The organism is Allocoleopsis sp., from assembly GCF_036703385.1.
Classification (GTDB): domain Bacteria; phylum Cyanobacteriota; class Cyanobacteriia; order Cyanobacteriales; family Coleofasciculaceae; genus Allocoleopsis.
In genome coordinates, this window is record NZ_DATNPA010000107.1 from 1 (window position 1) to 18,978 (window position 18,978).

At 46.9% G+C, this 18,978-nt stretch carries 16 protein-coding genes and 1 pseudogene; 8 read left to right on the plus strand and 9 right to left on the minus strand.

Annotated features, from left to right (window positions below):
* Positions 1-341 precede the first annotated feature (341 nt).
* The 3 genes from V6C93_RS05355 to V6C93_RS05365 all read right to left on the minus strand — a co-directional run bounded on the left by V6C93_RS05355 (position 342) and on the right by V6C93_RS05365 (position 5,509).
* Positions 342-1,187, minus strand: a complete 846-nt coding sequence (locus tag V6C93_RS05355; RefSeq protein ID WP_333475620.1) for a DUF4231 domain-containing protein — start codon at positions 1,185-1,187, stop codon at positions 342-344.
* A 109-nt stretch (positions 1,188-1,296) separates the two neighbouring features.
* On the minus strand, positions 1,297-2,046 hold the full coding sequence (locus tag V6C93_RS05360; protein WP_333475621.1) for a hypothetical protein: 750 nt from the start codon (positions 2,044-2,046) through the stop codon (positions 1,297-1,299).
* A 232-nt stretch (positions 2,047-2,278) separates the two neighbouring features.
* Positions 2,279-5,509, minus strand: a complete 3,231-nt coding sequence (locus V6C93_RS05365; protein WP_333475622.1) for an SLATT domain-containing protein — start codon at positions 5,507-5,509, stop codon at positions 2,279-2,281.
* On the opposite strand from V6C93_RS05365, the gene V6C93_RS05370 reads away from it, so the two are divergent.
* Positions 5,508-5,654: a hypothetical protein gene (locus V6C93_RS05370; RefSeq protein ID WP_333475623.1), complete on the plus strand. Its 147-nt coding sequence runs from the start codon at positions 5,508-5,510 to the stop codon at positions 5,652-5,654. The genes V6C93_RS05365 and V6C93_RS05370 overlap by 2 nt on opposite strands.
* 481 nt (positions 5,655-6,135) lie before the next feature.
* Here V6C93_RS05370 and V6C93_RS05375 read toward each other — a convergent pair whose 3' ends face one another.
* Entirely contained in the window at positions 6,136-8,928 is a 2,793-nt protein-coding gene (locus V6C93_RS05375; protein ID WP_333475624.1) for a TIR domain-containing protein, read from the minus strand.
* A gap of 373 nt (positions 8,929-9,301) precedes the next feature.
* Here V6C93_RS05375 and V6C93_RS05380 point away from each other — a divergent pair, with 373 nt between their 5' ends.
* The 7 genes from V6C93_RS05380 to sufU all read left to right on the plus strand — a co-directional run bounded on the left by V6C93_RS05380 (position 9,302) and on the right by sufU (position 14,909).
* Positions 9,302-10,057: a sucrose-phosphate phosphatase gene (locus tag V6C93_RS05380; RefSeq protein ID WP_333475625.1), complete on the plus strand. Its 756-nt coding sequence runs from the start codon at positions 9,302-9,304 to the stop codon at positions 10,055-10,057.
* Between the two features lie 168 nt (positions 10,058-10,225).
* Complete coding sequence (gene ruvA / locus V6C93_RS05385) at positions 10,226-10,858, plus strand: Holliday junction branch migration protein RuvA (RefSeq protein ID WP_333475626.1); 633 nt, start codon at positions 10,226-10,228, stop codon at positions 10,856-10,858.
* A 405-nt stretch (positions 10,859-11,263) separates the two neighbouring features.
* Positions 11,264-11,542: a hypothetical protein gene (locus V6C93_RS05390; protein WP_333475627.1), complete on the plus strand. Its 279-nt coding sequence runs from the start codon at positions 11,264-11,266 to the stop codon at positions 11,540-11,542.
* Between the two features lie 6 nt (positions 11,543-11,548).
* Positions 11,549-12,457, plus strand: coding sequence for an SPFH domain-containing protein (locus V6C93_RS05395; protein ID WP_333475628.1), 909 nt, complete (start codon positions 11,549-11,551; stop codon positions 12,455-12,457).
* A 179-nt stretch (positions 12,458-12,636) separates the two neighbouring features.
* Positions 12,637-13,758, plus strand: a complete 1,122-nt coding sequence (locus V6C93_RS05400) for an XdhC/CoxI family protein (RefSeq protein ID WP_333475629.1) — start codon at positions 12,637-12,639, stop codon at positions 13,756-13,758.
* Positions 13,759-13,766: 8 nt separating this feature from the next.
* Positions 13,767-14,396 carry a nucleotidyltransferase family protein gene (locus V6C93_RS05405; protein ID WP_333475630.1) on the plus strand — a complete coding sequence of 210 codons (630 nt, stop codon included), beginning with the start codon at positions 13,767-13,769 and terminating at the stop codon, positions 14,394-14,396.
* A 42-nt stretch (positions 14,397-14,438) separates the two neighbouring features.
* Positions 14,439-14,909 carry a Fe-S cluster assembly sulfur transfer protein SufU gene (gene sufU / locus V6C93_RS05410; RefSeq protein ID WP_333475631.1) on the plus strand — a complete coding sequence of 157 codons (471 nt, stop codon included), beginning with the start codon at positions 14,439-14,441 and terminating at the stop codon, positions 14,907-14,909.
* Between the two features lie 25 nt (positions 14,910-14,934).
* Here the strand turns inward: sufU and V6C93_RS05415 are convergent, their stop codons facing one another.
* From V6C93_RS05415 to V6C93_RS05435, 5 genes and pseudogenes are all read right to left on the minus strand, one after another.
* Positions 14,935-16,248, minus strand: a complete 1,314-nt coding sequence (locus tag V6C93_RS05415; RefSeq protein WP_333475632.1) for a GH39 family glycosyl hydrolase — start codon at positions 16,246-16,248, stop codon at positions 14,935-14,937.
* A 151-nt stretch (positions 16,249-16,399) separates the two neighbouring features.
* Complete coding sequence (locus V6C93_RS05420; protein ID WP_333475633.1) at positions 16,400-17,248, minus strand: MBL fold metallo-hydrolase; 849 nt, start codon at positions 17,246-17,248, stop codon at positions 16,400-16,402.
* Between the two features lie 12 nt (positions 17,249-17,260).
* Entirely contained in the window at positions 17,261-18,355 is a 1,095-nt protein-coding gene (gene aroC / locus V6C93_RS05425; protein WP_333475634.1) for a chorismate synthase, read from the minus strand.
* Positions 18,356-18,505: 150 nt separating this feature from the next.
* Complete coding sequence (locus V6C93_RS05430; RefSeq protein WP_333475635.1) at positions 18,506-18,637, minus strand: hypothetical protein; 132 nt, start codon at positions 18,635-18,637, stop codon at positions 18,506-18,508.
* Between the two features lie 200 nt (positions 18,638-18,837).
* Positions 18,838-18,978 (minus strand): annotated as a pseudogene (locus tag V6C93_RS05435) (photosystem II q(b) protein); the annotation flags it as partial.

Consider the following 18,978-nt stretch of genomic DNA (forward strand, 5'->3'; position numbering starts at 1 on the left):
CGTTCTATTAGAACAACTTTAAACTGAATGGCACTGACTTAAGCGAAAAGTGATCGTTTCTTGGAAAAACCAAGATTGGGGGGGTTCCCCCCAAACCCCCCACTGGGGAACGGAGTGCCTACCTAGAGACCCCCTGCACAAGGGTTGGTTGGTGAGGTAGGAGATTTCTTAAGTCAGTGACATTCACTTTAAACTTCCGTTCCCCATGAGGTTATACTAAATCGACTTTGATAACCCCTTTCTCTCCTCAGTGCACTCTGTGCCTGGAGTGGGACACTGCGGCTTGCCGCAGGCGTCTACGGTTTCAAAAAGGAGATAATTAACCCAGATTTGGTATCATCCTAATTTTCTTCATGCTCAACCACTGGAGACGAGTTGGAAACGAGCGGATCAGGAATCGAGGGCGTATTGGATTCTATATTCTCCAGGTTGTTTTTTGGCTCTGACTGAGTCTCTGGAATGGGGTCGGGCATCACCAACTTTTTTTCATCCACCTTAAGTAAAACCACTTGAGCAGATGGTTGCGTGGTTTCGGACGTAGGCTTAGGCGGGACTTCAGTATTAGTGGCTTCAGGGGGCTGTTGCATATGCTCACTGAGTCGTATATTAGCAAGTGCCAGGTTTTGAGCCATGACAGCTTGCGTAGCTGCTTTAATCTCGTTATCCGACTCCACCGCCTGACTAATATACCCTTCTACATCTTGTTGGATGATATTTTCTACGTTGCTAGCAAACGTCGGATAAGCTTCGCTGTGATTTTTGGCATCTTTATAAGGACCCGTTAACTGAAAGAATTGCCAGCCCTGAATTTTCATGTTCTCAGCGGTGTTGCGATAGCGACGGTAGTTTTCACCAAAATGGAAGAATTCTTCTACAGCAGCGCTGATAGCAACGGCTTGACTTAATCCAAACGCAGTCCAGCCCAATAATTGTTTTAACTTCTGCTGTGAAACATTCCCGCTGTTGGCGCTGACGACAGCGGGAACAAGGACGCCTCCGATAATCGTAATCAGCCGCAGGGTATTGTGTCTGCTACGAGACTTAGTTGCTCGACCTTCCAGCCACAAAACTTGATCCAACCAACGGCTTTTCATAAACCGTTTCTGCAAAGAAGGTAGCTCGATTTCCTCAATCAGCTCACTCATCTCTTTTTTGAGATAGTCATGATACGTGTTCTTTTTTGGCATGGTGTGCTCCCTGGTCTTGGTAGATAGTTAGCTACTTAAATATGGAAATTTTTGACTCGAGCTACGTCCGCGTCCGTTTTTATAATTTCTAGCTCTGAGTCGGTGGTCGTTAAATATGTAGTAATTTAGAGAGAAGCTCTTTAATCACCGCCGTTAACCGAGCGGGATGTTCGAGCAATGCGATCGCTTGCATCTTCCCTGATGCGGCTAGCTGTTCGGCTCTTTGATCGGTCGCTTCTCCACGCAGTGCAGCCGCTAATTTATCCGCCGTGCGCCCTGTACCATCCAACGTCACGACATGTCGGCCTGCTTCCACACTGTACGATACATCCTGGAAGGTAATCTCACCACCGTTGACCACGATGGTGGCGGAGGGAAATCCTTGAGACACGACACTGGCAATATGAGCTAACCAAGGCGATTCATCGCCCCAATTCGAGCCAGGAACGAGGATGAAGTGTGTGTGGTTTGGCTCCAAGGGTGCTGCATCCAAACTGGGAGGAGGAACATTCGGGAGAATGACTGTGCCGAGCGCCGCCACGCCTATCAGAGGGAAAGTACCACCCCTCTGGGTCCGAGCTTGACCCATAAACCGCATAATACCGGCGTCAGTGCCACCATCCACAACAGCGACTCCGAGTTCTTGAGCGAGTGGGGCAATCTCTTCAGTAAACAGCTGTTGCAGTCGGGCTTTGTCAGCTTCGCCAATCCCACTCGCGCCACCCACCAACACTAAAGTTGGACGTGTCCTGTGAAGACCAATTTTGGGCAATGCCTCAGCCAAATCGACGAAGCTATGAACTTGAATCGCTTTAGCTGAGAGTTGATTGGTGAATGTAAACTTACACGGTCTTTCCATTGAATGGTAATAAAAGATGCAAGGTGTAGACACAAGTGTAACTGGCGAGGAAAGGCGATTTTGGTGATGAATTTGTTAAGAAAGCCCAGGAATCAGGGAAGTATGGGCATTCCTCTCAAAATACGAGGGACGCGAGCCTCGGTTGGAGGTACTGGCTAACGCGTCCCGTTACCCTATGGCAAGTTACACCTTCCCTATGCGATTGCCTACGGCACCGCCCAAAGGGCGATCGCTAACTCTCTTGAACTTGACCCGCCATTTCTATTGTTTTGGGAAACTCGACGACTTTTTCATTCATCTTCCAGTAATCAAACTTCGTCGTATCGATATGTTCGACAATTCCTCCCAGTTGACGTACTTGTTGAACCATATCCCCAGTGCCACCAGGAGCATCACCGCCTTTGCCATTCCACAAGACGACTAGCCGCACTCGCTCAATTCCGTACATTAAGGTGGAGTAGAGCGCCCAGCGATTGTTGCGCTCATAGGGACTATCTCCTTCAGGCACAGTTCCCAGACGTTCGGGTTGGAGGTGGATGGTTACATTAGGATGCTTTTGGATGGCATAGAAACGTGAAACCCAATTATCGCCGGCAAAGCTGACTGAATCTTGAATAAACTCGGCCTGAGAAAATGTTAGAAACACTTCAACTTTGATATTGCGCTCCAAGCAAGCTTCGATAAACAGAATATCTCCACCACAAGCCGCTCCCGGTGCGATCGCCATCGATCCTGAACAGGCATTTAACTTATCCAATACATCCTCAATTTTTTGACGAGCCTCGCGTTCCATGTCCGCCGGGAAACGAGGTTGTGCACGATTGGGACTATCAATCATGTGACCAGAGAACAAGAACACGGATGCCGGTTCATTGCTGGTTGTGTCTGCAACCGCTTCCTCTTGGTTTTCAAATCGCTCAAGTTCTGCTTGAATCACAGCGATGCCAGCCTGAACATAATCTGGACGGAACGAGAGTGACTGCAATAATTTCAGTTGATCGAGGGTCGATTTCAAGGCAAATTTGTTTTTTCCAGCTAGGGTAAAGGCTTTTTTGTAAGCCTTCATCACCTGTTTCGGGTCTTCAGCCGTGCAGACGGCGAAATCAGCTAAAGAGACAAAAATCCAAAAATCATTGGATTCCCGTTGAGCCACACTGTCCAAGGTAAATTGAACGGCTCCTTTGAGTGAGGGCAACTGTTGGCGAATGGCTTCATCTTCTAAGTCACTATCCGCTTTAACCTCCTTGATCAGGTGTTCTAAGACGCAGGACAAAATGAGGGCACTGATTCCCGAATGGTAATGATCTTGATCTAAGCGATAGCCTTTGAGGTAAGTCTTAATCGCTTTTCTGAGTAAGTGAGCCGCTTCGTAAGCTTCTTGTAAGCGTTCTTGCTCATTCTTGATCTTGAGCCATTCATCCCGCCACATTTCTGTGTAAATGCCAGCTAAGTAAAACAGCGCCTTGATATTGTTTGGTTCATCCTGGAGCAACCCCTCCAATTTCACGATCGCTTCTTCGGATTGCTTCAATCGGCTCAGGTGAAAGGCTTCTTCCAGGCGGAATTCTGAATTTTTCCCATTAATCTTCAGCCCTTGTCGATATTCTTGGAGAGCGAGGGCATGATTCCCCAAGTTCTTTAAGGCTTTACCTGCATCTGCGATCGCTTCTTCTTTAATCAGAGGATTGCGAACTTCTTCCGTTAACAACAACACATCCCCAATCCGCTTCTGCCGCTGGGCAATCAGGACTAACTCCTGCCATTCCTTGTACTCCTGCCAATAGCCAGTTGCCAGAGGAGTTCGTAGTGCTCTGCGATCGGGTTCTTCTAGACCTGCGAGTAATTGGAAAATCGGACTGTGAATGCGGTTTTCGTCTGACTCCCAGGTGGCACGAGCCATTTTGACGATCGCCTGTTTATCTTTCTCTAGGTGTTTGGGGTCAGGGCAACCATTTTCATCGCATTGATAAGGGATCGTGCGAACGTTGAAAATGTCGTAGGGCATGTAAGCCCGACCGCACTGAATATGAACTAAACCTCGCTTCCTCAAAGCATGGCGAACACCTAATTCATAATAAACATTGGCATTATCAATACTGAGGTCAGTGAGTACCAAATCTGCCAGCAATAGCTCTTGAAACATATCAGTCAAGATATCGCCGCTAACGCTTTCTTCATCCGCTCGAAATGACTCAAATCCTGCCTCTTCCAGGGCGGGCTTAATTAACTGCTGATAAATACTATTAAAATCAATCCAACGTCCATCAGGGCCTTTTTTTCGACCAAAAGGCATTACCACAAAGGCATGAGGCAAATCCTTTTTGTTTTGTTTCTTTGGCTCCTGCTTTTCAGGCTTAACGACTTCAACTTCTACAGGTTCTTCGGGAATAATCTCTGTTTTAGCGGGTAAAATTTCAAGTTGAGTCGATTTTTCAGGTAACAGCGTTTGCTCAATCTTACTCAAGACAGGCTGACTCATCACTTGAGTCACCATATCGTTGGGTTGAGTGCGTAACTCCAGCACAGCCTCACGCATTTGGTTGATGTCTTGATTATGCTGGCTCCAGAGGACTTTTTCAGTGGCAATGACTAATTTAAAAAATTCAGCCCCTGTTTGTTCGGGTGGCCTTAAATTTTGCCAATGGTCACGAATAATATTAAGTTCCAGAATGAGTTGGTTATAGTTTTTGACTACCGAATCCAGCCGACTCACTTCCAGCCAAATGATTAAAGCTGTTCCCAGTGAAGTCGTGAAGGCGACCCAAATGTTAAGACTGCCACTGAGAGCTGGGAGAAATGCACTCAATGCCCCGAACACCAAAATACCCGTTTGTAGACGAGTACGAGTTTGATAGATGTTCTCTAATTCTTGAGAATAGGACTTAAGGGGAGCTTCGACGCGATCGCGCAAGTAGTCATCTGGATTTAAATCAGTCAAAACCGAAACGCTGTTTGGCTCATTACCCGGATAATCAGGCAGAATTTCACCTGTGTAAGGTTTGATAATCCAATTGCTGCCAATCGTCTCCACCACTTGGCGCTGAATCTGGCTCACTCGTTCCAAAAGCCACTGATGACGCTGGGGTTGCCCTTGCAGGAGAGTCCGGTATAGGTAAATCTCTTTTCTAATTTCTTGAGCACCTGTTCTAAAAACTCGCCAGTATTGTCCCTGCTGTAATCTGTTGGCAAAGACTAACATCACCGAGCCGATCAGGGGGACTAAAATCAAGCTGGCTCTTAGCACCTGCCCTAGAGGTGATACCATCAGACTGCTGTCAGGCCGAGATGTGAGGATGGCCAGGAGCGTGGCAACTACAGCCAAAGCCATAGCCCAACCGCGCAGCTTTAGATATTGCTTATAGGCAGACTCAGCGTTTGTTTCCAGTTGAGCGTAACGCTGCCAAGCTGTTTCCAAGGCTAAAGATTGAGCTTTATCCAGGCTCTCTATTTGGTTTTGCATCATGGTAAGTTTCTTTGGTAATTGTGATCTGCTGTCCCAAATTGCTATGGGGTCTGAATTTCAAATACGAGTAGAGCATCCCACTCCAGAACACCAAGCCAGTATCCTTATGGGCGATCAAGACGGCTTTAATCACGTCAAAAATTAGGGTTTGATTTTTGAGTGTTCACCGTTTGTCTACCGATCGCTTGGCTTTTTGACGGACACTTTAAAGGCTCTATGCTTACGCAAAGATGGCGCTCAATCTTCTCTAAATTAAGATTAGTATTCAATCTCACTCACCCACTTACAGCTGTGCACCCGTCACTCATCTAGGTCTAACGTCCACCGACTCGCTCATGGCTCTCGTTTTTCTATATCTAATCTCTCTAGCCTCACTCCTTGCTTCCCACTGGCAGAGACAAGGGTATTGCCATCGATACTGAACTCGACAGAATTTTTAACTTAAAATTATCATTTCTACATCCCCCCGAAGACATAATTTTTGCTCTATTGCCTAGGTTAATCTGTCTTTGTTTGATTTGGGGAAAAAAACTTGCTTCTTGTGGGTGTAAAGCCTTGCTCTAAAAGGATTTCACGTCTTCAGCCAAGTTTTTGGCAATGAACATTTAGTTGTAATCTGGAGAACGCTACAAAGCCGTGTGCTGAGTCAAACCATCGCAGAGATGGCGATCGCTTTCTTCCAGCTTGGAACTGGTAGTTAAATAGTCATGTAGCAACTGGCAAGCGTGTACCAGTAGCTTCCCCTCGTCTAAATCTTGACCCTGAACTTCCAGTCCTTGGAGTCTCTCAAGCGTCCAAAGAATGGCTGTTTTGTCAGCGCTGCCTGAAGCTAGCTTCTTCCCATCTGAGCTGAAGTCCACTGCCCTGACCCAATTCTGATGCCCACGCAGCGTGATCAGTAAGTCGCCCTCCCGATTCCACAACTTCACCGCATCATCTTTACCCGCAGAGGCAATGAGCTGGCTATCCCGACTGAACGCCACATCCCAAACCCAATCTTGATGACCTTTTAAAAATCGATAGGGCGTGGTTTGAAACTCGCCATTTTTATCTCGTTTCCAAAGGATGACCGTTTTGTCGCCACTAGCCGTAGCAATCATCTGTCCATCGGGACTGAACATTACAGCATTAATCCAAGTCTTATGTCCTTGGAGGGTTTGAAGTAACTTACCCTCCAAAGTCCAAATTTTCACCAAAGCGTCACCCCCTACCGAAACAATGCGATCGCTCTGGGGTGAAAACATCACATCGGTTACCTCAGGACGATGAGCCTGCCAGGATTGGAGTAATGTTCCATCCTCAAACCGCCAAAGTTTTATGGTTCCATCTGCACCCGCTGAGGCAAGGAGCTTGCCATCAGGAGAAATACTAATATTTTTAACGGTCGAAGTATGCCCCTTAAAAGTGCGGAGCGGTTCAGTCATCGTACCCTTGAGAACACCCTGAACGCTCCAAACCTGCACGGTGTTATCGTAACTGGGCGTGACTATTGTCTGACCATCTGGACTAAAACTGACATTCCTCATGCCCGCGCCATACTTCAGATCAGCGAGAAAAGTTCCCTCACTATTCCAAAGTTTCACCGTCTTGTCGTCACTAGCGGTAGCAATCAGGGTGCTATCCGGAGAGAACCTCACGCCTTTGATACTATAGCGATGCCCTTGAAGAATTTCGATCACGGCTCCCTTTAGGCTCCGTAATTTGATAGTCGTATCGGCACTGGCAGTCGCAATGGTTTCACCATCAGGGGAGAATCGGACGCTCTTGACACCGCCGTGATGCCCTCGGAAGGTTTGGAGTAAGGTGCCCCCCTTACTCCACAGTTTTACCGTATCATCATCACTTGCCGTAGCAATTTTATTGCCATCGGGAGAGAACGTTACACTACTAACCCAATTGGTATGGGATTCAAGGGTTTTGACCGGGGTTCCATCTAAATTCCAGAGCTTGACATCCGTGTCACCACTGGCGGAAGCTAAGGTTTGACCATTAGGGGAAAAACTAACTTCCCAGACGCGATCGCGATGTCCCGTTAGGGTTTTCAGGAGTTGCCCTTCTCTCGTCCAAAGCCTCACCGTGCGATCGCTGCCAGCACTGGCAATCAACTTGCCATCAGGGCTAAACGTCACACTATTGACTTCATGGGTATGCCCTTTTAACGTATTGAGCAGTTGACCCTCTAAACTCCAGAGTTTGATGGTTCCATCCGCACCAGCAGAGGCAATCAGCTTACCATCTGGACTGAAGGCAACACTCCGGACGCGAGCATCGTGCTGAAGCGTTCTGAGTAGACTTCCGTCTCTTTTCCAGATTTTGATGGTTTTATCCGCGCTGGCAGAGGCAATCAGTTGACTGTTGGGGGAGAATGTAACACTCCGAACACTCGCCTGATGGTTAAGGCTGTGCAGTAACTTGCCATCATGCCACCAAAGTTTGACCGTTCCGTCATCGCTGGCAGAGGCAATCATCTGGCGATCGGGGGAGAAACTCACACTAGTGACTGTATCCGTATGCTCTGCAAGACGGTTACGCTCTTGTACGCCATAAACCGCATCTCGGAGTACTTCCTTAGTCTGTTGGCGGACTTTCTCTGGCAGATTTGTTACCTGTTGCGCTTGTTTAGCGGCTTTCACGCTTTCCAGCAAGGCGCGAAGCTGATCTTCTGTCAGCAGACTGGCTTGAGATAGAGCCGTCAGGGCAATGATTTCCTGTTTTGTAGCGAAGTTTCGCTGAGTGACAGCATCTCGACGGCTGGCTTCTGCGAACACTGCCAACACAGCAGTGACCATTAAACCAAAAACTACAGCCCCTAAAGTTGCACCTTGGCGCTTGAACTGGGATTGACCACTGGCGACAATGTATTGGGTTTGCAGGGAGGTTGATTCGGGGTGTTTTCCGGTACTTTTCGCAACCCATTGTTGGGCTTCTTTTAAGTCGTTCCCGCGTAACAAGAAGCTGCGATCGCGTTTTTTCTTATCCCATTCCAGCGCCCGATGCTGCAAGCGAGTGTGTACCTTTACATGCTCCAAATCAGTATCCAGCGCTTTGAGCAGATCGTGGAAAGCCGTGTCAAAATCATCACTTTCTCGAAAGAACGTCCAGTTGATTGCTGCTAGGGATGGATGGGTATCTTTGGGGTCAACATTCCGATACAGGATGGGTACCAGTCGCTTGTTGTGAGAAATCGCCTGTTCAATTTCTACGCTACATTCCTGGGATGCGATCGAATCGGGACTAATCACGAAGATAAAATTGTCAGCGGCTAAAATTCCCTCGGAAATCTCTTTGCGCCAATCTGCTGTCAGGGGAATATTTTTCCAATCGACCCAAACGTTACGATTTAGTTTGACAAAGGCTTCATAGAGATTTTTGACAAAGTCCTTGTCTCGGCGTGAGTAAGAAATAAAAGCGTCACTCATGTAGTAGCAGCCCCTGACCCTGAAAACTTATTCAATTCGGTGAACTTAAATTTCTATTAACTTGTACTCTGGGCAGACCAACGAATTAGGAGTTCTTCGTTTCATCGACAACTTCCTTTAGAGAGATTTAAAGTTTAACCTGAAAATTATCAGGAATTTTCGGTTTGGGCGTTGAAAGCCTCACAAAGAGAGTAGGAGAGAGGTCAGACTGTATCTCATCCAATCGAGACGGGCGATATTCATGAAAAGCACTGATCGGCTAGGAAAAGCGATGTCCATAAGCTGATCTACCTGTTGGGTGCGTCAGGACGGGCCCTTAACTATAGGACAATAATGCTGTAGCAAGTCCGCAGTACTGATAATTGAGGTTACCGTGACAGCATTTTTATTCGTAACCGATTTGGACAATACCTTAGTGGGTGATGATCACGCTCTCAAAGAACTCAAACAACGACTTAGTGAACATCGCCAGGAATATGGCACAAAGATCGTCTATGCAACAGGGCGATCGCGCAGTATTTACCATGACCTAAAGCGTGAGAAGCAACTGTTAAATCCAGATGCTCTAATCGCGGCGGTGGGTACGGAAATTTATGATGAGGATGGTCAGGAGACTCCCGATCCAGCTTGGTCGGAAAAACTCTCTCACGGTTGGGATCGAGACCTAATCGTAGCAACCGCCGCCCATTATTCTGACCTCGTTGCCCAACCCGACTCAGAACAGCGTCCGTTTAAAGTCAGCTATTACCTAACGGAAGACGCATCTACGGAGGTGCTGCCCCGACTCAAATCGCTTCTGGTTGAGCGAGGCCTTGATGTGAAGTTGATCTATAGCGGTAGTAAAGACCTTGATGTTCTACCCCGTAATGCCGACAAAGGGCTAGCCGTGCAGTTTCTTAAGCAGAAGTGGGGATTTGACAGCACACAAACGGTCGTCTGTGGCGACTCAGGAAATGATATTGCCCTATTTAGCGTGGGTGAAGAACGAGGAATTATTGTGGGCAACGCACGACCGGAACTGCGCCACTGGTACGAGGAGAACCTAGCCGATTATCGGTATATGGCTCAAGCGTACTGTGCCGGTGGTATCCTGGAAGGCTTGCATCACTTTGGATTCTTGAATACTTAGATAAGAGTTGTAGGTTGAAGGTTGGTTGGGGTTGAAGGTTTGCCAGTTGCAAGTTAAAGTGTTCAACCGACGCTATGCGTTACAGACAGGCTCAGCAAACGCCTTCTGCTCAGGCGTGGCATCTTCAAACCTTTAACCTTCAACGTTCCAACTTCAACCCTGTGACTCATGATCAGCTATCTCAAGGGGACTGTCGCAACGATTCAAAAAAGCAGTGGCAATCGCGTCACGCTGGTTTTGGACGTGAATCAAATCGGCTATGAATTGCAAATTCCCCGGCGTCTATCACAGGAACTACAAGCGGCGTTAGAAGGGAAGGTACAAGTCTTTACCCATTTGCAAATTCGGGAAGATCAACAAGTTCTGTATGGGTTTGCCTCGGCAGCGGAACGGGATTTATTTCGTCAGTTGATTAGTGTGAGTGGAATTGGGGCGCAATTAGCGATCGCACTGATCGATACTCTGGGACTACCCAATTTAGTGCAAGCGATCGTGACAGGGAATATCCGCGCCTTAGCCAAAACTCCGGGCGTAGGGAACAAAACAGCTGAACGCATTGCCTTGGAACTCAAAACTAAGCTTGCCGAATGGCGTCAGTTAGCGGGAGTCGCCACACCCGCTTCTGCAACCGGGCCAGCCCCAGCCATTCTAGAGGATGTCGAGATGACTTTACTGGCTTTGGGCTATGAAAATAGCGAAATTTCCCAAGCGCTAGAGGCCGTTAGCCAGGATACCCTAGTGGCGAAAAGTACGAATGCGGAAGAGTGGATTAGAAGTGCGATCGCTTGGTTGAGTCAGTAATCCTCAGGTCGTTAGTGCTCAGCTTGCTCTTCGTGCAAGTTCTGGCAAAATTTCTGCATAGGTTCTGGTTACCTCAGAGATATAGATAGTCAAGCAAGCATTGGGCTAATTCACTGAGGAAGGATTTCCTTTATGCGATCGCATCCTATTCAACTTGCTTACTCTGCTCTATATAGGGTTGAAACCTATCAACAATAAACTTTACAAAAATATCTAAGAGATATGCGGAATTTAAGTTCTTAAAGTTGAGGTCTAACTTAGACCAATTCTCTGTAAAGCTTGACTCTAATTCAAGCGTATAATGCTCCTTGATCAAAAGGAGTAAATAATAAGTCTTTGAGCTATCAAAAGCCCCAAGAAATAGAGAAACGGTATGATTACGCGATGGCACAAGAGTAAAAAGCCATGAAAACTATCAGCAAATGGATAGTCGTAGGATTTATCGAACTCATCTTCTGTTTTTGGCTCTTAGGAAATGCAGCTAGTCTCGTTAGTTCTCCAAGCAATGTCAAGGTTTGGTGGGGAGTTTTCTGTTATCTCTTAGGATTGCTAGTTTTACCAGGAGCTTCTCTAGGCTATGTCGCTTCTAAAGTCTATCAAGCAAGACTCCGACAAAAACAGTTAAAAGATACTTTTCCAGATGACCAAACCTCTCTAATCAAACTTTTAGAGTACAAAAAGTAGGCAATTATGAATATTTTTGAGCGCCGCTTTCTCAGCATAGCGGGAATTGCTATCGCAATGGGAATTATGACATCTGGTTGTGGCGTTATTCCAGGCACTAGCTCTAAGTTGATACCCCCTGGTTATGTGGGTCTAAAGGTCGAGCTTTACGGTAAAAACCGGGGAATTCAAAATGCAACCATCAACACAGGCCGTGTATGGTATAACGGCTACACGGAAGAAATTATCGTTTTTCCCAACCACGTTCAGTACTATATCTTAACAGCTTCGGCTCAGGAGGGGTCTGCGACTGATGAAAGTATTACGTTCGGGGTCGGCGGAACCAGTGTCAATGCTGATGTCTCACTGTCGTACTTTTTTAACACTGAGAAAATCAAAGACTTCTACGGAAAGTACCTGAAAGATCCAGAGCAATTCAAAGCTACCCTAGTACGCAGCGAAACTCGAAATTGCTTTAACCAGTGGGCTACGGGATTAAAACCGGAGGAAATTGTCGGAAACAAGCAAGGACAATTGCTGAAAAATGTTCTAGGTTGTTTGAACAATAAATTTAGTTCTGTTGGAGTTAGCTTCGACTCAGTAGGTTTTGTCAGTAAGCCTCGGTTTGATAAGTCCATCGAAACACAAATTACGGCTCGCTTTCAAGCAGAACAGCAGGCAGTAGCAGCTAAAGCTCAGTTAGAAGTTGCTGAAGCTGAAGCGAAACGAAAAATTGCTGAAGCGCGTGGTGATGCTGAGGTAGCTCGTATTCAGGCTGTGACTGTTTCTCCTTTAACCATTAGGTTGCGAGAGTTAGAGCTGCAACAGAAAATGATTGAAAAGTGGAATGGTATCTTACCCGTTTATCAGGGAGGTACAGCACCCTTCCCTTCGTTCGATCCAAATGCAGGCCGCCCGCCTCAACCGAGTAAATAAAATTAACTCAGAGTTTGGTTTTGACATCGTCTCAACTAAGCTGTCGCACATTTAACTTGCAAGTTGGAAAATAACAATTTTCTTGTGGGATGGGCATCTTGCCCGTCCCGATGGGAGCCAATTAAATGTACAGTAGCTTACCATGTTGAATGGGGTATCTTCGCTCTACTCTAAGACCCATGAAAGAGTTACAAAAAATCCTCAAAACGTTCGAGCAAAATAAGAACTCTGGTCAACGTGCAGCCCTCGCTACCCTGGTCAACGCTCAAGGCTCTACTTACCGACGCCCTGGTGCTCGCATGCTGATGACATCACAAGGACAAATGGTGGGTTCTCTCAGTGGGGGTTGTCTAGAGGCTGATGTCTTTGAGCAGGCTCAAGTGGTGATGACTTCAGGTAAATCCATTGTTGTGCAGTACGACACCATGTCTGATGAGGACATTATCTGGGGGCTGGGATTGGGCTGCAATGGTATCGTCCAGATTTTCATTGAGCGAGTAGAAGAAGAGACTCCGTTAAACCCTCTGGAGTTTCTTAACCAGTGCTGGCAGCAACGGCAGGCAGGAGTTCTGGCAACTGTATTTTACGTTGAGGGGGAAGTCAAGGCACAAGTTGGAACGCGTTTAATGGTGTATCCAGATGGCAGAGTCAACAGTGACATCGAAGATACCGATTTAGTAGCTCAAATCTGTGATGATGCCTGGGCAACGCTGGCAGATAGCCGCTCAAGGGTCAAAGCCTATCCATTACTGACAGGTAAAGTAGAGGTTTTTGTCGAAGTCATCCAGCCACCAGTACCGTTGATGATTTTTGGAGCCGGTCATGATGCAGTACCATTGGTACACTTGGCTCAAGAATTGGGATGGTATGTAACGGTTGTTGATAGCCGACAATCCGATGGCACACGAGAGCGGTTTATAAGTGCTGATGAAGTCGTTCTTTCCCGTCCAGAAGGTATAGGCGAATCCGTTCCGCTAGACAACCGCACCGTGGCTGTAGTGATGACTCACAACTACCTTCATGACCTTGAACTTTTGAAAACTCTCTTACCCTCTTGTGTAAGATATTTAGGTATTCTCGGCCCCAAAAGCCGAACTGAGAAGCTATTTCAAGACCTTCAAGAACAGGGAATTACACCAAGCGCAGCACAACTCCAACATTTGTATAGTCCTGTGGGATTGGATATTGGTGCTGATACGCCCGAAGAAATTGCTCTATCAATCGTGGCTGAAATTCAAGCCGTTCTTACCAATCATTCAGGAGGGTCACTTAGACACAAATCAGGCTCCATTCATGACTAAGAGATAGCATGAATTCTTCTACTGTTGGTTTGATTGTTTTGGCAGCAGGAGCATCTACTCGTATGGGTACTCCAAAGCAACTGCTGACCTATCGAGGGTGCAGTTTGATTCGCCACATTACAGAAGTTGCGATTTCTTCTGTCTGCCAACCGATTGTTGTGGTTCTGGGGGCGAATTCGGAACGGATTCAGCCTGAAGTCAGCCAATTGCCCGTACACATCGTAGAAAATCAACAGTGGGAGGTGGGAATGAGTTCTTCGATTCGGGTTGGACTCCAAGCGCTGCTGGCGATGAATCCCAGCTTAGAAGCAGTTGCGATCGCACTTTGCGATCAGCCCTTTGTTTCGTCCCAAACGCTGGATCGAATTATTGAGGCGTACCGTGTTACAGGTCAACCAATTATTGCTTCCGAGTATGCAGGTACGTTAGGTGTACCCGCGTTATTCAGCCATACTTTGTTTTCTGATCTCATAGCTCTCAAGAGTACAGAAGGAGCAAAAAAACTGATTAAAAAACACATTCAGCAAGTCTTGACTGTTCCTTTCCCTGAAGGTGAAGTTGATATTGATACGCCAAATGATTACGAGCAGTTTCAGACATTAGTAGAGTACCCGCCGTTCAGATTTTCGACTTCTTGAAGAAGCCGGTAATCTCGCCTTCATTTTGAATTTTGAATTATCATGACTCCTTCAATCAATCAGCGCAACTTGTACCAACAAGTCATTCTCGAACACTCCAAGAAACCACGACATCAAGGCAAAACGAACCCGGTACATGGATATCATCGAGGTCATAACCCAATGTGTGGTGACACGATTGAACTAACTGTAGAGCTAAATCAAACAGGTGACGGGATTTCTGATATAAAGTTTGAAGGACAAGGCTGTGCGATCGCGATCGCTTCAGCCGATTTGATGGCGGAGGCTGTTCGAGGCAAAAGTGTAGAAGAAGCTTTAGAAATGGTTCAACAATTCCGTGACATGATGCAAGGAAAATCAGAGTTTCCTGTTGATGTGCGGAAATTAAATGTCTTGCAAGGTATCTCTCAGTTTCCTATACGCATTAAGTGTGCAACACTGGCTTGGCATACCCTCAAAGCAACCGTGGAATCATCCCAGGTCACTGCTTCTACTGCAAAAACAGAGGAATAGACCTCAATTTTTTTCACAAATACTCTCAAAGTTGGCTGAGCAACACGGGTAATCGCCCCACCTTTAATTTCCGATTATCTGGCAGAGCCGTTTTTTTTCCGTCCAAATGCTGGACTTGGTGTACACCCGAGTTTTCATGTAGCACGAAGTTTTGTTTCTGCTTGGGATTCCAAACTATCCAGAAGGGTTTACCTTTCTCACTCGTCAACTCACACACCCAGGTATTCTTTGTATCGGGTTCACAGCGTTTCATCCGTGAACCGACAAGCCATTGTTGAATTTGGGCATAAGCTTTGGCGGCAGGCGTTAGGGTTTTTTTATCCTCCTCCACCATCAGCATCGTCACGACGTTACGGTTATCCCAGGCATACCAGTAAAAACGCTCCATTCCTGAAGCCCAATTTACTAGGTAAGTTCGGGCTACATAAGCCATACTGTCTTCAGCCGAATAGAAGACGTTTTCGCCTTTATTGCCATACCCAGTTTCAGTGTTCCATAACGGTTTTTGAGCAAGTCCGTGCTTAGCCATGACATCTTGCACTTCTCGAATAAGGGACAGGCTGTCTTCAGGGGTTTTTTCCTTGCCAATGTAGAAGTGCGCTCCAATCACGTCAGCGTATTTGCCCCCTCCCTTGGCAAAATATTCGTCAAACCACTTGAAACCACCCCAATCCGCATACAAAGAAGGCGACACAACTGTAATGGAGGGATCGACCTGTTTGAGGGTAGTGTAAGCCTCACGGGCTAACGCGACCATCTGGTCAACGCTACCACTAAAAAAATGCTTGAGATTGGGTTCGTTCCAAATTTCGTAATAGCGGATTTTACCTTTATAACGGGTGGCAACAGTGCGAACGTAGTTGCGCCAGTCGTCCAGGTTTTTCGGTTCAGCGGAGGTGGGACCATCCCCATAAGGAGAGGAGTCGTTCGGGCGTGCGGAAGCCCATTTTGGGGTTATCCCCAGGGTGTAGACGAGTTCAACGGCATGACGCTGAGCGAGTTCTACACAGTAATCTAGAGTTCTGAAGTCCCATGCACCTTTTTGTCGCTCTAAATGCGCCCAAAAAGCCAAGCCATGACTAGTTGCTGCATCCCACAATCTCCAAGTCGCTATCGGGACGGCAGGCCAAGGAATTTTATCAGAATCCGCGATGTGCATCCCAAAAAGCGATCGCGGAATCGGTTTTGTGGGTACAGTCGTGGTTCGTACATCGCTTAGATGCGTCGCTGACAGTTGGAGGACAGAGGGCTGATTGTAAACCATCACTGCGACAAGGACTAGAGTAGTGAGTGCCAAGAGGACAAGCCATTTACGGAACTTAATGAAAGTGAGTCTCATCGTAGATGCCTATGCGATTCGAGTATTTATTCCCAACTCTTGGACTCTTGGTTGTCAATTATCCTTGTCCATGCACCCTAGCCAGCCTTTCCAACTTAGACCGAATATGTCTAACCTTCAACCTTCAACCTGCTAAGTTCCAACCTATTCATCACGTTAGAGAAACCATCATTCCTTCCCGTGCAAGAAACCCACCGTCAAAGGTATCCTTCACTTCTATCTCTACGGTGTCGAGAAAATCATCGGAGTGATTTGGTTCGTGGTGAAAGATAGCTAAACGCTTAGCACCTGCTGCCTTCGCCGCTTTCACTCCTTCCTGCCACGTCGAGTGTCCCCAACCCACCTTAGGCGTCTTTTGGTTGTGGTATTCCTCATCCGTATACATCGCGTCGTAAATGATCAAGTCAGCATCGCGACCCAAATGTAGTACATTCGGGTCGGGGTGATCGGGGAAATGTTCGGTATCGGTGCAGTAGAACGCCGAATGCCCTTGCCATGACACCCGATAGCCCATTGCGCCATTGGGATGGTTAAGATGGCCTGTTTCAATGGTGATATCATCAAGCATCATTGTCTCGCCACACACGAGGTCGTAGTACTTTAAGTCCGCCTGGATTTCTTTAAAGGGTACGGGGGAATTTACGTGCAAAACGCGATCGCAGAAATGCTCCTGCATTGTTGCGCCTTCTGGTGCAGAACCGTGAATATGTAAAGTATTGCCCTCAGCAAAGGCTGGGATGAAAAACGGCACCCCTTGAATGTGATCCCAGTGATAATGGGTAAAAAACCAATAAGCTTCAATAGGCTGCGAAGGTTCTAAACTTTTTCCGAGCATCCGCAACCCCGTACCGCCATCAAAAATCAGGCGTTTCCCTCCGACATGCATTTCTACACAGGAGGTATTGCCGCCATAACGAACTGTATCTTTTCCAGGAGAGGGGACACTGCCTCGGACTCCCCAGAATTGGACAACGAACTCAGAGGAAAGAATGGTTTCCATTGGTAAACTAAACTAAGGCATTAAAGTACGGCACTGACCCTGATGACGTAGCATGTGATCGCATAATACTAAAGCGACCATTGCTTCTACCATAGGCACTGCTCTGGGTAAGACGCAAGGGTCGTGACGGCCTTTAGCGGCTAGTATTGTTTCTTCGCCAGCGCTGGTCACAGTGCGCTGTTCTTTTCGTATAGTAGCAGTGGGTTTAAAGGCGACCCGCAAAATAATCGCTTCACCGTTACTAATACCACCCTGAATTCCACCTGAGCGGTTGGTTACAGTACGTACTGTGCCAGTTTCGTCAAGATAGAATTCATCGTTGTGTTCACTACCTGTAAGAAGAGTTCCGGCAAAGCCAGAACCTATTTCAAATCCTTTACTTGCTGGTAGGGACATTACACCCTTTGCCAAATCAGCTTCTAGCTTATCAAATACTGGCTCTCCTAGACCTTTAGGTACATTTCGAGCTACACATTCAACAACACCACCCAGGGAATCTCCACTCCGTCCGATTTGCTCAATGCGTTCGATCATGCGTTCTGCACAGTCTGCATCAGGACAGCGAACAATGTTGCTTTCGACTTGTTCTAGAGTCACGGTGTTGGGGTCAACAACGCCTTCTAAATCTTGAATGCGCTTAACGTAACCGACAATTTCCACACCAGCGACTAACTTAAGAATTTTTTTAGCGATCGCACCGGCTGCTACTCGTCCAATTGTCTCTCGTGCCGAAGAACGTCCACCCCCCTGCCAATTACGAATCCCATATTTGGCATCATAGGTAGCATCGGCATGGGACGGGCGGTAGGTCTGTTGCATCTCGTTGTAATCTTGAGGACGAGTGTCTTTGTTTCGCACCAGAATTGTGATCGGCGTTCCTAGGGTTTTACCTTCAAACGTCCCAGAAAGAATTTCACAGGTGTCTGCTTCTTTGCGAGGCGTTGTGATTTTGCTTTGTCCTGGACGCCTGCGATCAAGTTCGACCTGAATCTCTTGGGCAGAAATTTCGAGTCGCGGTGGGCATCCATCAATCACGACGCCAACGCCTCCTCCATGCGATTCCCCAAACGTTGTAATGCGAAACAGATGCCCGAACGTGTTGCCCATATTGCCTTAATTAAAAAGACCTGAGTCTTAAGATTTTAACAGCGATCGCATAAGAGTACCGCCCAATCACATGCGATCGCAAGATACATCAGGCGATAGAGATTCACTAATAGACTCAATGAGCTGTAAATAAGATATTATTTCGCCTTCTCAGCTTTTCAATCGTGGAGTTTCGGCTTCGCGGTCAATTTCTTGGGATTCTTTTTGGTTGAGTAAGTTATTGAGCAAGGTTTTAGCGATCGCACCTAAACTATCGATAATTAATTCATACTCTAAAGCCATTAGTCTCAAATCCAGTATGTACTGACAATTAGGTTTTCGTCGGCGATGAGCAAGTCCTCAGAAGTAATAGACGATTGCTGAAGCCCTGCCTTTCTAAAGGGTGTATTCCACTGAAACTCGCTGTTATTTTCAAAAATCAAGACAAATAAAAAGCGCCCCCCTTGTGGAGAGCGCTTTTTCTTAGGCTAAATTCTTAAGAATTAGCCGTTGATAACCGGAGCGGTTAAAGCCACAGGAGCTGCTTCACCAGCCGCCAAGTCGAGGGGGAAGTTGTGAGCGTTACGCTCGTGCATCACTTCAAATCCCAAGTTAGCGCGGTTGAGTACATCAGCCCAGGTACC